This window comes from Sorangium sp. So ce887 (assembly GCF_051521455.1).
GTDB lineage: Bacteria > Myxococcota_A > Polyangia > Polyangiales > Polyangiaceae > Sorangium.
Window position 1 is genome coordinate 4,358,883 of the sequence record NZ_CP150354.1, and the last position, 18,227, is coordinate 4,377,109.

The following is an 18,227-nucleotide window of genomic DNA, read 5'->3' on the forward strand; positions in this document are numbered from 1 at the left end:
ATGGGAAGGCTTCGGCACGAGTCAGGTCCATTCTCCGCCCTCTCACCACAGATTTCCAGGGGGAGCTTGTCTCACCCGACGTTGGCACAGAGGGGACGCGAGAGCCCGATGGGCGGATCAGCAAGTACCGATACAACCGCGAGGGGCGCCTCGTCGAGGTTCACAACAGTCACGGAGAGGTGCACCGCATTCGGCTGAACGCCGCCCGGCTCGTATCGGAGGAGGTCACCTTCGACGGCCGCACCCTTCGCTACCGCTACGACGCCATGGGGCGTGTCGTGCAGTTCGAGAACGGTCTCGGCGAGAAGACCGAGTACGTGTACGATCTCGCCGGTCGCGTCGTGGAACATCAGTACCCCGACGGCGGCGTCGAGACGTTCGAGTACGACGAGCTGGATTACATCATCGCGGCGCACGGCCCCTCAGGCGACGTGTATTTCGATCGCAATCTCCTGGGCTGGGTGACGCGCGAGAGACAGGTGAGCGGCGGCGAGACGTTCTCCGTGGAGACGCGACATGATTTGATGGGCAATGTCGTCGAGCGAAGGACCTCCCGCGGACACCACCAGGCCTGGGTACGCGATGCCGCGGGCCGCGCGCTGCGCGTGACGCTCGACGGCAAGGAAGAGCTCGGCGTCGTCCGCGACGCGCTCGGGCGAGAGACGACCCGTTATTTGCCCGGCAGCGGGCGCGTGGACATCGTCCATGACGGGCTCGACCGCATGGTCCAGCGCACCGTGTCCCGCGTGGCCGCGGGCCCTCGGGTGGCCCCGGGCCAGCCCGATTGGGTCGGGGCGCTCCCCCACGACCTCACCCTCCGACAAGCGGTTCACTACACACCTCAAGGCGACGTGGCCGCGGTCGACGACGATCGCTCGGGCACCGAGCGATGGGATCACGATCCGCGCGGACAGGTGCTGGCTCGGACCGACACCTACGGGCACGGCGAGCACTTCCGGTACGACGCGGAGGGGAACGTGCGCGAGCTCGGCCCCGGCGCGCCGGAGCGCGAGTACGGGCGCGGCAACGTGCTGCTCCGGCGCGGGCCTGTATCGTACGTGTGGGATGGCGACGGGAGGCTGATCAAGCGCCGCGTGCTCACGCCGAGCGGTGACGAGGCCACCACGACCTACGAATGGAACGGCGCGGGCCTCCTCCGTGCGGTGGTGCGCCCTGACGGCATCCGGGTCGAGCATGTCTACGACCCCTTTGCACGACGCCTCGAGAAGCGCGTGCTCAGGAGAGACGAAGGCGGGCGCATGGCCACCGTGTCCACGACGCGGTTCGTCTGGGATGGGGACACGCTCGTCCATGAGATCAAACGCGTGTGGGGTTCGGAGGGCGATCGGGTCACCCAGGAGAGGACGTACTGCACCGACGAGGAGATGTCGGCGCCGTGGGCGCAGAAGGACACGCTGAGCGGCGAAGGCGACGCCGTGTCGGCCGAGTGGTACTATTACCTGAACGACGCGGTCGGCAGACCGGAACGCCTGCTCGACGCCGCCGGGAATGTCGCTTGCGAGCTCGACCGCACGGTGTGGGGCGCCGCGCGCCCGCGCGAAGGCGCGCGCACGGAGACGCCGCTGCGGTTCCTGGGGCAGTACTACGATGACGAGACGGGCCTCGCGTACAATCGTTATCGCTACTACGACCCCGCGGTAGGACGGTACATCAGCGTCGACCCGATCGGGCTGCTCGGCGGGCAGAACGGGTTCTCCTATGCGGGCAACCGGCCCACGAAGATGGTGGACCCCACGGGGCTGATGTTCTCGACCACCTCGGGGCGGACGGACGCGAACGGCAATCCGCTGCCGAACATCGAGGGGAAGAGCTCGACCGTCCAGAGCGACGATGATCTCGACCCGGCGCTGAGGGACGCGGTATCGAACTCCCGCGAGAAATTCAGGGATCCTGACAAGCCCGAAAGCGATCCTCGAAACCTGGACGCCGACGGCAAGGTCAAGCCGAAAGCTTCCAGCAAGGCCGGGAGATGCGCCGAGATCGACGGGTTGAACCAGCAGGCCAAGGACATCCGGCAGCGCCTTAGCAAAGATGCGAACGGCAGGGATTGCGAGAAGTGGGCGAAGATGTCCGAGGCCGAGCGGAACGCCCGAGTCCGGAACGAGCTGCGCGAGGAGTACCGTCGCGGCGCGAAGATCGAGGCGCACTCGAAGAAAGGGAAACCCAAGGATTCCTCGGAGAAGCCGTGTCCGTTCTGCGCGCAGGTCTTCCGTGAGCTGGGCATCCACCCGGAAAATATCAATGCTGATCCGAACAATGGTGTGTCCGACGAGGCCAAGAAGAGAGCTGGGCTCACCACGGGTGACGCCGATGGTGGCGTCATGTACAACGGCAAGAAATGGGATCACAAGAAAGACGGCGTCTACGAGCCGGACAGGAACGATCCAGGGAAGAATGTGGCGCGGGAGAATCCATCCGCGACCAACGTCGTCCCCAAGCTGAACCCGGACGGCTCGCAGCAGAAGAACTCGCGCGATCCGAACGCATTCCAGGACGAGCACGGCAATTACAGGCGACCGGACAAGCCGCCTCCGCCGCCGGACCCGAAGTTCGTACCGCCTGAGGACGACAGCACCGACCCGACCCGGAACCGGAAGAAGAGATGACAGACATCGGCAAAGAAGCTGCCATTTCAGGTTTGCTCACCGGGCTAGAGCGCGCGCCGGGCTCGGTCTGGCACGCCACGCGCGCCGTCCTCGCCTCTCCGGCTGTGACGGCCTGGCTTCACGGTGAGCCGCGTGCTCCCGCCTCGCCGGCGCAGCGCCCGTGGTCAGCGCTGGAAGCGCTCTGGGCGAGCTCCCGCCCAGGCGAGCGGGTCCTGATAAGGGCTCCCGCGTGCTCTGGCACGAGCTCGCTGCTCGGCGCGTTCTGTCTTCATCTCACGCGGCGAGGGCTGGCCCGCGTGGCGTTCATCCCGATCTCGGTCCACAGCGGCATGTCGGATCCATCGATATGGGTTACCGCGCTGCATGCGCGGCTCGGAGCGTTGACTTCCAGGAAGGCATCCGAGCGCGCGCTCGCCCCGCGCGTGGCAGATGACATCCGACCGATCCTCGACGGTGATGAGATTCCCGAGATGCCGCTGCTGCTCGTTCTCGACGGTGCCCACGAGAACGATGATCCGGCGGTATGGTCGCGCATCGGATGGTCAGCGGGGCTGCCCGGGAACGTCCGCGTGTGGGTGTCTGCGGACAACGACCCCGGTGTCACGGCCGCCCAATGGGGTGAGGTCCTTCATCGGTTGAACGATTGGTCTAATGTCGTCTTGGAGACGCCGCCGGAGTGCTCCGTCGCGGCGTTGCCTGGTGACGTTGACGCAGATACCGTGTGCGTCTTGAGCGCCGCTAGCGGGCCGATCTCGGAGGCAGAGCTAGTCCAGATCGTGGGAGGCGATCAGGCCGAGGCCCGAGTGTCTGCCACGTTGCGGAAGCTAGAACCATGGCTCTGTCACATAACGCATGGCGCTGCGTTCCGTCATCGAGCTCTCGGGAAAGAGCTTGCTCTGCGCTTGAGCAGCCTGGGCGACGCCCGTGGGCGGGCGCTCTTGACCGGATATGTTCGGGCGACTCTCGATAGCTGCTCCGAAGGGAGCATCGCCCCGGTCGCTCCATCGCAGTACATAATTCGATACGGGGCGATGCACTTCTTGCGACATGATGCCACGGCGGGAGAGCTCGATCGCGTGATCGCCGAGCCGATGCGCGCCGCCTGGGAACCCTTGGATGGCGGTGCGTTCGGCTTTCGTGCGCTCGTCGTTGCCGCGTGGCGGCGAAGCTACGCGGCGTTCTGCGAAGCGACGTCGGAAGCCTCGCATGGCCCTTGCATGGTGCAGGCGCTGCGGTTGCGAACTATCTTCGAGCAGCTCATCACTTCGTTCGTGCACGCGCTCCCGGACGTGGTTGGCGGTGCCATCCACGAGGGGATCTTTCAACCGGGCGCAGGCATCGAACTCGCCAAGCCGCTGAGCGAGAAAGATAGGCTAAGGCTGTGGCGTGCGGTCCGGCCCGCCGTGTCCGAGGCGGATGTGGTATGGCCAACGCCATTGCTGCACGAAGCAGATCGCGTCGTCGCAGGGAACGAGGCCGCCGGCGCGACCGAGACCCCCTCGGCATACGCGCGAGACCGCAGAGGCTTCGTATTGGGCGAGCTGAAATGGCGCCGTGTCGTGAAAGCGCTCGTGATCGGTGCGCTCCGGCGTATCGCCGAGCGGCTGCGCTTCCCCGCGCGGGAGGATGTTCTGCTGCTGGCGGCCAGGCGCCTTGCTGGGCTCCGTCCAGAGAGCCGTGCGTTCTGGGCTGCCCTGCTGGCGCCGCTCTACCCCGAGGAGCGCCGCGCCGAGCGACTCGACGACGTGGACGCGCAGATCTCCACCTTGCCGAAGCTCGGAGATCGCCTTGAAGTCTTGACGGAGCGGCTCCTGGGGACCTCAGCGGGAGCGAGCGCGATCGTTCAACGAGCCATGGGATGGCTGCTTTCCTCCGAACGGTTTCCGCTCACGGCGCAGCGCTTTCTCTTTCATGTTCCCGAGACTGAATGGAACCGGCGTGTTCCCGAGGAGGCCCGCGCGCTCGTCCGTCGCTGGCAAGGCGAATCGCGAGGATCCGCGGATTCGCTCGGGCCGCTCCGCTGCGGGCAGCTGCCTCCGTGGCTCGCGGCCGAGGTGCAGGAGGCTCCCCTCGCGGAGGTGAAAGAGCGGACGGACGTCTCTGACCGCAACTACGTCGCCTCCGAGCTCGTCTCCTTCGTCACGGCGGACGTCCGAGCGGAACTGGCACGCATGTTCTTCTCGGAACCGCCGGAGGCCTTTCGCGGCCAGGGCCGCGCTATCGAGAACTGGGCGGAATCGGCGACACTGGAGGAGCTCCGCCACATTCACCAGAAGGTGTTGCCATGCATGGGCTCTCAGATTGACGACGCGCTCGCGGCGCTCTCCCTCCGTGCAGTGGAGCTCGGCGACAGAGACCTTGCGACCAGCTTTTGCGCCGCGATGGCAGGGGACGACGACCGACATCACGCCGAGTTGGAAATCGCGCTTGCTCTGGGCTCGTTTTCCGACGTGGAGCGCCTCGTGCATCCGGATCTGGAAGACGAGGAACCATCTGGAATGCTTGAGATGGTAGGGAAGGCGCTGAAGAGCGAGGAGCACGCGGCTCGCTTCGCGGAGCTCGTGCGTGGCGCTGCCCGCGCATCGAACAGGCTGTCCGCGTGGGCGTCTGTGTTCCCGTCGCTCTCCCTGGAAGCGAGGGAGAGCTTGTCCGCCGCCGTCGCCGAGACGGTAAAGGAGGCGCTCCGCGTGCCGCCCGAAGAGTCCGACGACTCGCTCTGCAGCATGTTCCCCTGGATGTCGGTGGAGAGCTTGTGCGACGTGTGGCGGGAGCGCGCCTCGCCCGAGAACTGGCGCCCCACGATCGCCGAGATCACGCCTCTCTTCACGTACGATCGACGTTATGACAACGGCGCGTGCCTGGACACGCTCCTCCTGCGTCTGGGAGGTGAAGCCGCGCTCGTGGCCTGGGCCAGGACGCTCGCCGAGCTCGACGACTGGTTCTCGGAGATCGGGCCCGGGTCGGAGTGATCGAGGGCGCTCGCGCCGGCGCGGCGCACGTCGGCCGGTGTTGCAAGTACGAGAAAGCCCATGCGTCGGGGGACTCTTGGCATGGACTGTCCCATCGATGGCGATGGGGAGGTGCGCTGGCGATCCTCGCCGGTTGCGCGGAGGCTGCCAGCTGCCTCCCCCGGACCGTGTCCGGTTGCGCGGAGGCTGCCAGCTGCCTCCCCGGGACCGTGTCCGGTTGCGCGGAGGCTGCCAGCTGTCTCCCCGGGACCGTGTCCGGTTGCGCGGAGGCTGCCAGCTGCCTCCCCGGGACCGTGTCCGGTTGCGCGGAGGCTGCCAGCTGCCTCCCCGGGATCGTGTCCGGTTTGTACGAGCGGACCGCATGTGCCGTCAGCTCCCCGCGCTCTGCTCGACGAGCGCCTGCCACCGCGCCTTGAGCGCCGGATCGGACCGGAAGCGCTCGTGCCACATCGCGTGGAGCGCGGCCCAACCCTGCGGGCTGAGCCCGTAATGGCTCTGGATCTGCTGGATGTGTCTTGAACGGTCTCGCGCGTCAGCGCAGATGCGCGCGTACTCTCCGAGGGTGATCCGCTCCACGCGCCGCATCTCCTGCTCATCGACGCCGGGCTGCGCCTGCACGGCGGGTTCGGAGGTCGATGCGCTCGCGGGCGATCCGGAGGCGGAGCTCGGTTGCTGGAAGGGCAGGGCCCAGCTCCCCTGCGAGCGCTGAGGTGGTAGCGGTGCGGTCTCGTCCTTGACGGGGCCCGAAGAGGTGGGACGTGAGAAGGGCAGGGCCTTGTCGGCCGGAGGCGAAGGGGTAGGGCGCGAGAAGGGCAGGGCCTTGTCGGCCGGAGGCGAAGGGGTAGGGCGCGAGAAGGGCAGGGCCTTGTCGGCCGGAGGCGAAGGGGTAGGGCGCGAGAAGGGCAGGGCCTTGTCGGCCGGAAGCACAGGGGCCGTGCGAGAGAAGGGCAGGGCTCTGTCGGCCGATAGCGCGCCGACCGCGCCGATGCGCGTGGCATCCTTCCTCTTTGCGGCCGGGGTTGCGGCGCTCTCGGCCCGAGGTGCGCTCGAGGCGTCCTGACGGAACGGCAGCGCTTCGCGTGGCGCGACAGCCCGAGTGCCGAGGAGCGTCACACGGCCCGGCGGCGCCGTTGGCGGCGGGTCCGGGAACGGGGTGGGCGTGACCGCGGGCATTGGCGACGGCATGGCCGGCGGCAGCGGCGACGGCATGGCCGGCGGGAGCGACGACGCGATGGCCGGCGGCAGCGGCGACGGCATGGCCGGCGGGAGCGACGACGCGATGGCCGGCGGCACCGGCGACGGCATGGCCGGCGGCAGCGACGACGGCAGCGGCGCCGGCTCCACGACACCGAGCCCCGGCGGCGCGGCCGCGCCCAGCCTGGCCCACGGCGATCGCGCAGCCGCCTCGCCACCCGCGCCCGCGGCGGGCAGCGGCGTCGCCCGGTCTCGAGGCGCCCCCTGCAACGGGGAGAGGTGCGCCGCAGGCGCCACAGGGATCGGCCCCTCCGGCTTCCGGCGCGCGTGTCGCGCCCTCGCCTCGGCGCGGCCCTTCTGCTCGGCGACGAGCTCCAGGTAACGCTGGCTCGAGCGCAGCTGCCCCCGCGCCGCCCGCGCGGCGAGCCTCGACATCCAGCCCTCCCGCGCCGCCTCCCACGCCTCGACCGAGAGCCCCGCCCCGGCGAGCACCTCGTCCCGCGGCAAGCCCGCCTCGAGGGCCCCGGTGATGGCGGCGAGCTCCTCGAGCGTGATCGATCGGATCGTCCCCTCGCCCTCCACCATGCCTCCCCGAACCTACGCCCCTCTGCCGCTCAGCGGTGCGGTGCCTGCCCCGACCGATCTCGCCGCGCGCCCATCCCCGCTACCTCATCGCCCGCTGAAACTGCGCCATGAGCTCGTCGTCCTCCAGCATCGCCGCGGTCCATCGCTGCTGCGCGCTCAGGTAGTCCTCCAGCGTCAGGTCCAGCCGGCTCAGCACCGTCGCCATGTCGGTGCCCCGCTTCATCGCGCGCGCGGCCTCGAGGAACCGCTCGAACGACAGCTCGCGCTTCGCGCGGCCGCGCTGGACCCGGGCGAACGTCTCGGCGAACGCGGCCACGAGCGGCGGCACGCCCACCTCCTCGCCGTCGTCCTCGTCCGCCTCGAAGAGGCGCGCCTGCCAGGCGTCGTCGAGCGCCTCCCAGCTCGCCTCGTCGAGCCCGTGCTCGGCGAGGAGCGCCGCGCGGTCGGCGCCCGGGTCCGCGAGCCGGGCGGCCAGCGTCGCGTAGACCTCGACGTCCTGCGAAGGATCCTTCATCGCGCGGCCAGGCTACCTCAGCGCGCGGCTTGGGGCCTCCTCCGCGCAGGTGTATCCATGGGGCGTGTCCTTCTCCTACCTGCCTTTCGTCGCGCCCGGCGGTCAGGACGGGCAGCCCTCCGCGCCCGCCAGCATGGACCTGCTCGCCCACGACACGCTGGAGAGCGCGCACGCCGCGCTCCGCCGCGCAGCGCTGTCGCTCGAGCACGACGTCGAGCCCGTCACCGACCTGACCGGGCCCGCGCGCGCCCTGGAGCGGGCCCTCGGCGCGATCTACGACGCCTTCGACGGCCGCGCCGATCGCATCGCGGCCGTGCGTGACGCCATGGCGGAAATTGACATCGTTGCTGCCGCCGTCGGCGGGGCGGCGGGGCTCGACGCGGGCCTCGCGGCGGTGGGCGAGCGGCTCCGGAGCGCGCGGGGCTGGCTCGAGCGCGCCGAGGCGCGGCTCGCCACCGTGCCGCCGGCGCCGCCGCTCGACCCGCCGCCCATCCTGGCGAGCCGCGATCGGCCGCGGCTCCACGCGGTCCCGCGCGCGTCGCTCGTGCCGAGGATCAAGGTCCCGGAGCCGCCCCCGGCCGAGCTCGTCGCGAAGCCGCCGCCGCCGATCGCGCGGCCGAAGACGTTCGAGGAGCTCAAGGCCGCCGTCGAGGCGCTGAAGAAGCAGGCGCCCGCGCCCGGCGCGCTCCCCGGCGCGGCGGAGGCGCGGCCGCTCCCGGAGCGCCGTGACGAGCCCGCCGCGCCCCCGGCGCCGCCGGGGTTCGCGCGGGAGATCGGCGCCGCGATCGACGACCTCGCCTTCCTCCGCGCCCGCACCCGCGAGTGCTTCGAGGAGGTCGCGATGGTCGGCATGCAGCGGGCGCCGCTGCTCGGCGATCCCTTCCGCGGGGCGCTGATCCTCGAGCGGCGCATGCTCGCGGCCATCGACGTGATCGCGGCCATCGGGGCGCCGGCGCTCGAGCACGTGCCGCGGCTCGTGGCCGAGGCCCCCGTGAAGGATCCGAGCCTCGCCTTCGCGAGCGCGATGGTGCTCGGCTGCTTCGCGGGCCGCGACGCGCTCGCCGCGGCCGAGCACGCGCTGCTCCGGAGCGACCGCGACAGGGCGTTCATCGACGAGCTCGGCGCCGCGCTGAAGCTCGTCCCGCACGAGCTCTTGCCGCTCGCGCTCCGCGGACTGCTCCGCGAGCCCGAGCCGCTGGTCCGCGCGATGGCGATCGACGTCCTCGCCTACCGCGGCCTCGCCACCGAGGACGAGCTCGTCGCGGCGGCCTCGGACGAGGCGGCCCCCGTCGCGGCGCGCGCGCTCCACCACCTCGCCTGCGGGCCGAGCCAGCGCTTGCCCGAGCTGATCCAGCGGGCCGTCGCGGCGGAGGACCCGGCGCTCCGCGAGGCCGCCTGGACGGCCATGGCGCTCTCGGACCACCCGCACGCCTCGATCGCGCTGCGCGGCGCGCTGGAGGGGACCGAGGGCGGCGACGCGGCGGCGCTCCTGCTCGCGATCGCGGGCGACGAGGCGGACGCGCGGCACCTCGTCGCGCGCGCCTTCGAGGCGCCACGCCGCGGCCTGATCGCCGCCGTGGGCTGGACGGGCGCGGCCTCGGCCGTGCCCCTGCTCATCGACCTGCTCGAGCGCGACGGGGACAAGGCGGTGAAGCTCACCGCGGCCTACGCGCTGGAGCGGATCACCGGCGCCGAGATGTGGGAAGAGGTCGCGGTGGAGGACGAGGAGATCGCCGTCGCCGATCCGCCCGACCCCGACGTGGGCGAGCCCCGCGAGCTCAAGCTCGCGCAGCTTGTCAGCGATCCCCGCGACCCGCCCGCGGCTCCGGCGCCCGAGCTGGTGGAGCAGCCCACGGTGGACGCCGCGCGCTGGCGGGCCTTCTGGATGGAGCGCTGCCAGGGCTGGGACCTCGGCGCGCGGTACCGGCGCGGGCGCCCGTACACCCCGGAGGTCGTGCTCGACGAGCTCGACGCGGGCCGGGTCACCCCGGCCGAGCGCCGGCACCTCCAGCGCGAGCTCATCGTCCGCACCGGGCACTTCGTGCGCTTCGATCCGCACGACTTCGTCGTGGTGCAAGAGGAGGCCATCGCGGCGTGGCGGCCGATCGCCGCGCGCGCCTCGGGCACCCCGGGCCGCTGGACGCGGCCGCGCCGGCGCGCGGGGTGAGCGCGACGCGGACGCCTGCGGCGCCGAGCATCGACGGAGCGGCGCCGCGGGCGGGCCGCTCCGGGGCCGGCGCGACGTGATTCGGCTACTTCTTGGCGGGTGCGGCCGGCTTGGGCGCCGGGCCGGCGGGCTTCGCAGGCGCCGCGCCCCTGGCCGGCGGCGCGCCCTTCGCGGGCCCAGCCTCGCCGACCTGTCCGCTGTTGTACATCTGGATGGCGCGATCGGTGAGCTCGAGATCGGCGCGGTAATAGGGCGCTGCCGACTTGTCGAGGATGAGGTCGTAACCCTCCTGCGCGGCGAGGCGGCGGAGCAGGCCGAGGACCTTCTGCAGGATCGGCGTGGTCATCTCGCTCTCCTTGCGCTGCATCTCGCGCTGGTAGTCGACCATCGTCGACTGGAGCTCGGCGGCCTGACGCTGCCAGGTCTCGAACCTGCGCTGCAGCGCGTCCTTCGGCGTCTTGCCCGCCTGGGCCTCCTTGTCGAGCTTGTCGCGCTCGTCGGCGAGCGCGCGCTGCTTCGTGTCGAGCTCCACCTGGCGGCTGTCGAACAGCTTCTTGAGCGTCGCCTGGACGCGCAGCCCCTCCTCGGTCTCCAGCATGGCGCGGCGCACGTCGACGACGGCGATCTTCGACTGCGCCGACGCCGGCGCGGACGACAGCAGCGCCGCCCCGCCCAGCGCCGCTGCGGCGAGCAGCGGCAGGAAGCGCGCCGCGAAGCGCCGGCCCGCGATCGGCCGGGACCGGAGCGCAGCGCCCCGGCTCGCGTCGGCCGAACGCACAGAGCCGGAGATCGTGGAGCAGCGCACGAAGGGCCGCTCAGGAGCGTTGTTTTGCATCGCGGATGGCCTTAGCTACCCGGCCACCCAACGTCAAGAACGTGGCGCGCCCTTCTCGCGCGCCGGAGCCGCCGCGCCCTCGGCGTGAGCATCGTTGCCCTGCGCGGGGCCCGCGCCGCGCTGCCCCGCGGGATCGCCGCCCGGCGCCTCGGCGCGATCCTTCCGCGACACGGTGCCGCTGGCGGTCTTCGCGCTCTTGCTCCGCGACGGCGCCGCAGCGGCCTGCCTGGCGGATGGATCCGCGCCGTGCGGAGTCTGCAGCGCCGAGGGCGCGGGCAGCGACCGGCCGAGGCGCTCGCGGGCGAGGGCGATGAGCCGCTCGACGTCGTCGCTCCCGCGCAGGAACGCCTCGCGGTGGCGGGGATCCCGGAGCGCCTCGACGCGCGCGGCCAGGGAGGTGAACGCGGCGTCGAGCGCGGCGTCCGCCTCCCGCTCCTCCCCGGTCGCGAGGAGCGACTCCACGAGCGTGACGCGGATCGCGTCGTCCCACTCCTCGATGGGCCCGCCCTCCAGGTGGCGCGCGGCCTCGCGCGCCGCGTCGACCGCGGCCCGGAGCTCGCGCCGCGCCAGCTGGACGCGGGCGAGCGCGAAGCTCGCCATCGCCTGCAGCGCCGTCGCGTGGCGCGCGGTCTCCTCGCAGAGCCAGCGCGCGATGGCGTGGGCGGTCCCGTGGTCGCCGGGCGCGCCGCGCCACACGAGGAAGATCGCCTCGTACAGCCGGCCGACGATCCTGAGGCGCGCGACGTGGCAGTCGTCGGCGATCCGGCCCGCCTGGCGCTCGTGCGCGATGCCCTCCTCGATGTTGCCGAGCCGCGCGTACGACATGCCGAGGTTGTGGAGCGCGAAGCCCTCGAGCGCCCGGATCTTCCGGCTCCGCGCGCCCTGCAGCGCGCGCTCGAGCAGCGCCTGCGCCTCCTCGAACAGGCCGAGGTGGTTCAGCACCGAGCCGGTGTTCAGGCGGGCCTTCGCCGCGATGATCGCGTCGCCGGCGGCGTCGGCGTCCGCGATGAGCGACGCGCCCGCGGAGGCCGCGGCGGACAGGTCGCCGACGTGCATCAGCGCGGCGAGGTGCGCCTCCCGGGTGTGGAGGAGCGCGGCCGTCGAGCCGCTCGCGCGCGCGACCTCGATCGCCGCCTCGGCGGCGCACCGCGCCTCGGCGGGCCGGCTCAGGTCCACGAGGCCGCGGACGCGCGACGCGAGCAGCCTCGCGCGGATCGACGGGGAGAGCGCCGCCGCGAACTGCGGCGAGAGCGCCGAGGCGGCGCGCGCGTCCCCCTCGGCGCTCTGGCCGGTCGCGATCATGCAGGTCACCGCGAGGAGCTGCGCCTCGCCCCACAGATCCGAGCCGGGCAGCGCGAGGCGCGCGGCCTCCTCCGCGGCGTCGAGCCCCTCGGGGACGCGGCCCATCAGCTCGCAGACCTCCCCCCGGTGGACCAGGAGCGTCGCGCGCGTGGTCCCCTCGGCCCCGCAGGCGAGCCCGCGCGTCGCGAGATCGAGCGCCGCGTCGAGCTCCGCGCCGCTCGCCACCGCGCCCCGGGCCGCCCGCGCGTAGAGCAGCGCGGCCCGCGTCTTCTCGCCGCCGGCCTCCGCGTGGCGCGCGATGAGCCCCGGATCGACGTCGCCCGCGGACTCGAGCCAGGCGGCCGCGGCGCGGTGGAGCGCGGCGCGGTCCTCCTCGAGGATCGAGGCGTACCCCGCGTCGCGCACGAGCGCCTGGCGGAACGTCCACTGCACCTGCCCCGCGACGCGAGGCTCCAGCTGGCGCGCGATGATCTCGCCCGCCTCCAGCTCGGCGAGCTCCGCGCCCACGGCGCGCTCGAGCAGCGCCTCGACGCCCGCGGTCCAGAAGACCTGGCCGAAGACGGAGGCGGCGCGCAGCACCTCGCGCACCCCGCTCGACATGCGGTCGACGCGGAGCTGCACGAGCGCCTGCACGCTGAGCGGCACGTCGTCGCGCCCCTCCGCGGCGTGCCGGATGAGCTCCTCCAGGAACAGCGCGTAGCCGCCGGCGCGCTGCACGATGGCGCTGCGCGTGGCCGGGCTGGCCTGGGGGAGGGCGGTCGCCACGAGGCGATCCGCGGCCTGCGGCGACAGCGGCGAGAGCGTCAAGCGGGTCACGTTGCGCTGCTGCCACAGCGACGGGAACCGGCCCGCGAGCTCGGGGCGCGCGAAGCCGAACACGCCGAAGCGGAGATCGGTGCAGCCGAGCAGCCAGTCGACGAGCTCGACGGTGGTGCTGTCCGCCCAGTGCATGTCCTCGATGACCAGGATCTGCGGCGTGCTCTCGGACTTCGAGCGGAAGAACGCCTCGATCGCCATCCGCATGCGCGATTCCATCAGCTGCGGGGCCTCGCGGGCGGCGCGCAGCGGCTCGTTGCCGTCGTTGGGGAACGGCACGCCGGCGAGCTCCCCGATGAAGCCCGCGAGGAAGCGCAGCGGGCGGGCCAGGCGCACCGCCACGTGGGCGTTCACCTTCTGCACCTGGTCCTCGAGGCGCTCGCCGTCGTGGATGCCCATGAGCGCGCGCAGGGCGCGGCCGAGGCCGGAGAGCCCCGACCCCTGGCTCATCGGATCGCCGCGGCAGAGCAGGATGACCGGCGCGTGCGGCGCCATGTCGAGGCGCTGGATCAGCTCGGCGCGGACGCGGCTCTTGCCGATGCCGGCCGGGCCGGTCACGAGCGCGGCGCGCGGGATCCCGTCCTCGGCGACGTCGCTGAAGATGCCCTGGAGCCGCGCGATCTCGTGCTCGCGCCCGAGGGTCGGCGTGGGGTGCCCGAGGAGCTTGCGCGCGTCGAAGCCGGCCGCGTCCTCGTGCAGGAGCACGCCGCCGCGCGCGTCCTCCTGGACCACGAACCGCCCCTCGAGCGCCGCGGTCGCGTACCCGTCGATCCGGACCGCGCCGGGCACGGCGGACTCGAGCTGCTGCGCCGCGCGCTCGAGCGCCTCGCCGGCGAGGTTCGTGCGGCCGCGGACGGCGTGCCCGACCGCGACCGAGACGCGCGCGCCCGGCGTCGACCTGGCGACGGTCAGCGCCGCCCGCGCGGCGCGCATCGCCTCGTCCCCGCGCGAGCGCTCCACCCCGAGCACCGCGACCATCTTCCCGCTGAGGAGCGGCTCGAGCCGCGCGTCGTCGCCGAGGACCTCGCGGAGCGCGGCGTCCACCTCGGGGCGGAGCGGGCCGGCGCCCAGCTCGAAGAGCACGCAGGCGACCACGCGCCGCTCGCTCGTGGCGAGCCGCACCTGCGGCCGCTCGTCGATCGGCCCGGAGGGGCTCGCCGGGCCCGACCGGATCTCCGGCGCCGCCGCGCGGCGGATCGCCGAGGCGGACCTGTCGGTCGCGGGGGGGTCGTTGTTGAGCTCCCCGACCCGCGCGAGCGCGCGCGCGAGCTCGCCGCCGTTCTCGTACCGCATCTCGCGATCGCGGGCGATGGCGCGCGTGATCACCTCGTCGAGCGCCTCCGGCACGTCGAAGCGGACCTGCGCCGCGCGCGGCGGGTCCTCGAGGACGAGGCGGCCGAGCAGGGCGATCGCGTGCTCGGTCTCGAAGACGTTCCTGCCGGTGACCAGGCGGAACAGGACGGAGCCCAGCGAGTAGACGTCGGCCCGCGCGTCCACGGGCTCGCCGCGCGCCTGCTCGGGCGCCATGAAGTGCGGGGTGCCGATGATCGTGCCGCGCTCGGTGGGGCAGTCGTCCGGGACCGCGAGCCTCACGACGCCGAAGTCGATCAGCTTGATCGCGGTGCCCTTGCCGCGGACGAGGAAGATGTTGGAGAGCTTGAGGTCGCGGTGGACGACGCCGCGGGCGTGGATGGCCGCCATGGCAGCCGCGCTGCGCCGGACGACCTCCACCGAGTCGCGCAGGCCGAGCGGCGCGCGCCGCTGGCGCTGCCCGAGGTCCTCGCCGTCGAGCCACTCCATCGCGAAGAAGAGGCGCCCGTCGAGCCAGGTGCCGTGCGCGATGTACTGCACGATGTTCGGGTGCCGCAGATCGGCCAGGATGGCGATCTCGCGCGCGAAGCGGGCGCGCTCCTGGGGCGACGCGGCGGCGCGCAGGACCTTGATCGCGACCGGGGCGCCGGTGGACTGATCGGTGCCCTTGAAAATATCGCCCATGCCGCCGCTTCGGCTGCGGGCTTCGATCATGAAGCGGTCGGTCGGATCGGTGAACTCCGGGAGCACCGTCAGGAAAGGCTACGCGAATTGCGCGGCTTCATGCCAGAGAGAAGGCGTTCCGCGCCACGAGGAGCGCCGGCGGGCGGCCTGGGCTGACGCTCGTCTCGCGCCGCGGCGCCCGGCTCAAGCCGGTCCCGCGCGCCGCGCGGCGCCCGAAGGAGCGATGGCTGGCCCTCGAAAATTCCAGCCACGATCCACGCCGCCCGCCGTCCTCACCACCATCCATCCCGCGCGCGGCTCCTGCGCGCTCAGAACGCCGCGATCACGCCGGCGCCGACGGACGCGCTGAGATGAGGAGCTCGCAGGACGTCGACGTGCGGGCGCTCCTGGAGCCCGACGGCCGTGAGGAGATCCAGGTGGGTGGTGAACGAGAGCCAGTCGTTCAGCGCGAGCTCGACCCCGGTGCGGAACCCGAGCGCCGCGAACACAAGGAGCAGCGCGCTGTCGCTGCTGCGCTGCCCGGTGAGCGTCAGCAGGCCGAGCTCCACGAGGGCGCAGGTGGCGAGCACGTCGTTCGTGTGAAGGCACGGAACGACGGCGTTCGTGACGAGGATGCGGGTGTGCATCGGCTCCCCGCCCGGGCTCGATGTGTCCAGGCTCCACCCCCGGCCGCTCGTGCCTGAGCTCAGGGGGAGGAACGCTCTGCGGGCCTCCAGCGCGAAGGAGAGGCGGTTCGACCAGTGAACCCTGCAGAACCAGGAGACGCCGCCGATCAGCTGATCGGTCAGCCCGATCTGCGCGAACACGCCGGTGCCTCCCCGGAGCGTGCTCAAGATCCCGGCGGGCTCGCTCGCGGGGGCCGGGCGCGCCGGCGGCGGTCGTGACCGCGGCGGAGCCGGGGGCGGCGCGAGCTCGGGGCGAGGCGGCGCCGTTGCGGGAGCCTGTGCATCGCTGCCGAACGGCGTCAGCGTGAAGGCGATCGAGAGCGCGATGTAGCTGGTGAGCAGCTCGCAGCCAGCGTCGCTGTCAGGCGCGCTGAAATAGCGCGGGGCGGAGGCCCTGCCGCCTTCGTCCCGGTACCGGAGGGTTGCGATCAGTATCGCGTCACGCTTCCCGATCGCGACGTCGGCCTCCTCGGGCGCGTCCTCGCGGAAAGGGTCGTAACCCGTGCGCCGACGGACCTGCTCGCGCAGCGCGCCCTCTACAGAGCACGACGTCGCTCGCGCATCCTCGCTGTAGCGCATCCGCAGCATGCGGCGTGTCGGCTCTGCTGCGAGCGCGGGCGCGCTGAAGAGGAGAGAGGCGAAAACAATCTTGCAGAGAAAGGATCGGGGCATTCCGGTTCAATGGCTCCGCCGAGGAGCTGCTTGCGGCAGCCATTGAGAGCTCTCGAGGCATAGCGCGTCAAGAGCTCATGACGCTTCTTTTGACGCAAGATTGAGCCCAGTAAGCCAGTCATGGCGTGATAATCGAAGCGGGCGAACCGTAATGGGCGCGTCAACGCGATTACGAGCGAGCGTGATCCGTATCTGTGACGATTCTGGCCAGTGGCCGTATTCGGCTGTCGAGCGGCCCATCGAGCGAGTGTGTCTGTATTCGTGGCAATCGAATCGCGCTGTCCGTAACGACGCGCAACCCTGGCGTGTGAACAGCGCATGGCGACCGCCGGCGCGCGGCGGACGAGCGCGCTCCGCCGACACAGCGCGGACCGCTCGGTCGGCGCTGCGCGGGGTCGGTCTCGATGGAGATGGGGGGAGAGAGGGAGAGGGGGGCGAGAGGGAGAGGAGGGCGAGAGGACGCCGAGCGATCAGCCCGCGCCGGCGCCGGCGCTGGCGCGCGAGGCGAGCCGCGCGAGGTCCTTGGGGTCGCTGACCCGGACGAGGATGACGGTGATGTTGTCACGCCCGCCGCCCGCGTTCGCCTTCTCGATGAGCGCGTGGGACGCCTTCTCGGGATCGGGCTCGGCGAGGAGGATGTCGCGGATGGCCTCGTGCGGCGTCATCTTCGACAGGCCGTCGGAGCAGAGGAGGTAGACGTCGCCGGGGTGGGGGCGAGCGATGATCAGGTCGACCTTGACCGCGGGGGAGATCCCGATCGCCCGGCTCAGGTGGTTCGCCATCGGTCCGGTGATCCCCGCGGCGCCCATCGTGTGATCGGTGGTGAGCTGCGTCAGCTCGTTGTCGCGGAGGCGATAACAGCGGCTGTCGCCCACGTGGCCGATGTAGAGGCGCTGCTTGTTGGGGGAGAACCGGGCGCTGACGAGGGTCGTGCCCATGCCGTTGAGGCTCCGCTCGGCGTGGGCCCGCTCGTAGATGGCCTGGTTCGCCCGCTGGATCGCGACCGCGAGCTCGCTGCCGCGACGCGGGACGTCGGGGTAGGGGCTCTCGACGTCGCTGTCCACGAACGTCTGGTCCTTGAACGACCGCGCGATCGTGTCGACCGCGAGGCGGCTGGCGACGTCGCCGCCCGCGTGGCCGCCCATGCCGTCCGCCACCGCGAACAGGTAGTGCTCGTCCAGGCAGAGATAGCAGTCCTCGTTTTTCTTGCGCTTCTGGCCGGGGTCCGTCTGCCCGACGGCGCTGATGAGCAGGAGCGGCGACGAGCTGGTCGGCTCGTCGACGGCTGCATCGTCGTCGTAGATGATCGGGACAGCGGAGGGCTCCTCGCGCTCGTCATCGTCGTCGTCCTCGTCGTCGTCGCCACCGTACGACGGAGCGCTCGCGCGCCTGAGCGTGCTCTGCAGCACCTCCGGCGGCGCGAGCGTGATCAGCGTCAGGTCATCGTCGTCGTTGAAGGCGTCGTCGTCGTCGTCGAGGCGCGCTGGCCCGTTCGGTCGTTTCCAGTCGGCGCCCGAGACCCGCTCCGCGCGGCCATGTCCACCCGTGGTCTTTGCGTGCGAGCTCTCGCCTGCGGGCACACGCGCGCCGTCCTGCGTGCCGGCTGTGCCCGGCCTCGTCGTTGTATCTTCGAGATCTGCCTCCCCCTCGTCGAGGGCATGGGCTCCTGGGCCACCCAGCGTCGGCGTCGTCGCCGCGCGGGGCCGGGCCCGGTCGCCGTTGTTTGAACGAAAATACCAATAGATTAGCCCGAGAAGGGCGATTCCCATGACAAGGGCGGCTGCGAGATCGGCCATGTCCCGGCGACCAACGTAGCAAAGGCGCGCCGCGTCTCCGAGATCAACATGCAGGGGGACGGAAGACGGCGATCGATCTTGCCCCGGCCT

At 71.9% G+C, this 18,227-nt stretch carries 9 protein-coding genes; 3 read left to right on the forward strand and 6 right to left on the reverse strand.

All coding sequences use genetic code 11. From position 1 onward, the window contains the following. The first annotated feature begins 179 nt into the window (after nt 1-179). Together WMF36_RS16215 and WMF36_RS16220 are read left to right on the forward strand one after the other, a co-directional pair. Complete coding sequence (locus WMF36_RS16215) at nt 180-2,627, forward strand: RHS repeat-associated core domain-containing protein (protein ID WP_437580508.1); 2,448 nt, start codon at nt 180-182, stop codon at nt 2,625-2,627. Nucleotides 2,628-3,658: 1,031 nt separating this feature from the next. Then, nucleotides 3,659-5,596, forward strand: coding sequence for a hypothetical protein (locus WMF36_RS16220; protein WP_437580509.1), 1,938 nt, complete (start codon nt 3,659-3,661; stop codon nt 5,594-5,596). Between the two features lie 369 nt (nt 5,597-5,965). On the opposite strand, the gene WMF36_RS16225 is transcribed toward WMF36_RS16220, so the two are convergent. Then, complete coding sequence (locus WMF36_RS16225; protein WP_437580510.1) at nt 5,966-7,375, reverse strand: hypothetical protein; 1,410 nt, start codon at nt 7,373-7,375, stop codon at nt 5,966-5,968. Between the two features lie 79 nt (nt 7,376-7,454). After that, complete coding sequence (locus tag WMF36_RS16230) at nt 7,455-7,889, reverse strand: hypothetical protein (protein ID WP_437580511.1); 435 nt, start codon at nt 7,887-7,889, stop codon at nt 7,455-7,457. A gap of 64 nt (nt 7,890-7,953) precedes the next feature. Here WMF36_RS16230 and WMF36_RS16235 point away from each other — a divergent pair, with 64 nt between their 5' ends. Then, the gene (locus WMF36_RS16235) at nt 7,954-10,056 is read left to right on the forward strand and encodes a hypothetical protein (protein WP_437580512.1); all 2,103 of its coding nucleotides are present in this window, start codon (nt 7,954-7,956) and stop codon (nt 10,054-10,056) included. A gap of 85 nt (nt 10,057-10,141) precedes the next feature. On the opposite strand, the gene WMF36_RS16240 is transcribed toward WMF36_RS16235, so the two are convergent. From WMF36_RS16240 to WMF36_RS16255, 4 genes are all read right to left on the reverse strand, one after another. After that, complete coding sequence (locus tag WMF36_RS16240; RefSeq protein ID WP_437580513.1) at nt 10,142-10,891, reverse strand: OmpH family outer membrane protein; 750 nt, start codon at nt 10,889-10,891, stop codon at nt 10,142-10,144. Nucleotides 10,892-10,924: 33 nt separating this feature from the next. Then, nucleotides 10,925-15,070 carry a serine/threonine-protein kinase gene (locus tag WMF36_RS16245; protein ID WP_437580514.1) on the reverse strand — a complete coding sequence of 1,382 codons (4,146 nt, stop codon included), beginning with the start codon at nt 15,068-15,070 and terminating at the stop codon, nt 10,925-10,927. A gap of 242 nt (nt 15,071-15,312) precedes the next feature. Further along, a complete protein-coding gene (locus WMF36_RS16250) occupies nt 15,313-16,257 on the reverse strand; it encodes a hypothetical protein (protein ID WP_437580515.1) in 945 nt (314 codons plus the stop codon). Nucleotides 16,258-16,811: 554 nt separating this feature from the next. Continuing rightward, the gene (locus WMF36_RS16255; RefSeq protein ID WP_437580516.1) at nt 16,812-18,110 is read right to left on the reverse strand and encodes a PP2C family protein-serine/threonine phosphatase; all 1,299 of its coding nucleotides are present in this window, start codon (nt 18,108-18,110) and stop codon (nt 16,812-16,814) included. Between the last annotated feature and the right edge of the window lie 117 nt (nt 18,111-18,227).

Bases quoted from the DNA above. Each gene is read 5' to 3' on its own strand.
- WMF36_RS16240 (WP_437580513.1), bottom strand. From the start codon at position 10,891: ATGCAAAACAACGCTCCTGAGCGGCCCTTCGTGCGCTGCTCCACGATC.
- WMF36_RS16230 (WP_437580511.1), bottom strand. From the start codon at position 7,889: ATGAAGGATCCTTCGCAGGACGTCGAGGTCTACGCGACGCTGGCCGCC.
- WMF36_RS16250 (WP_437580515.1), bottom strand. From the start codon at position 16,257: ATGCTGCGGATGCGCTACAGCGAGGATGCGCGAGCGACGTCGTGCTCT.
- WMF36_RS16255 (WP_437580516.1), bottom strand. From the start codon at position 18,110: ATGGGAATCGCCCTTCTCGGGCTAATCTATTGGTATTTTCGTTCAAAC.
- WMF36_RS16220 (WP_437580509.1), top strand. From the start codon at position 3,659: ATGCACTTCTTGCGACATGATGCCACGGCGGGAGAGCTCGATCGCGTG.
- WMF36_RS16225 (WP_437580510.1), bottom strand. From the start codon at position 7,375: ATGGTGGAGGGCGAGGGGACGATCCGATCGATCACGCTCGAGGAGCTC.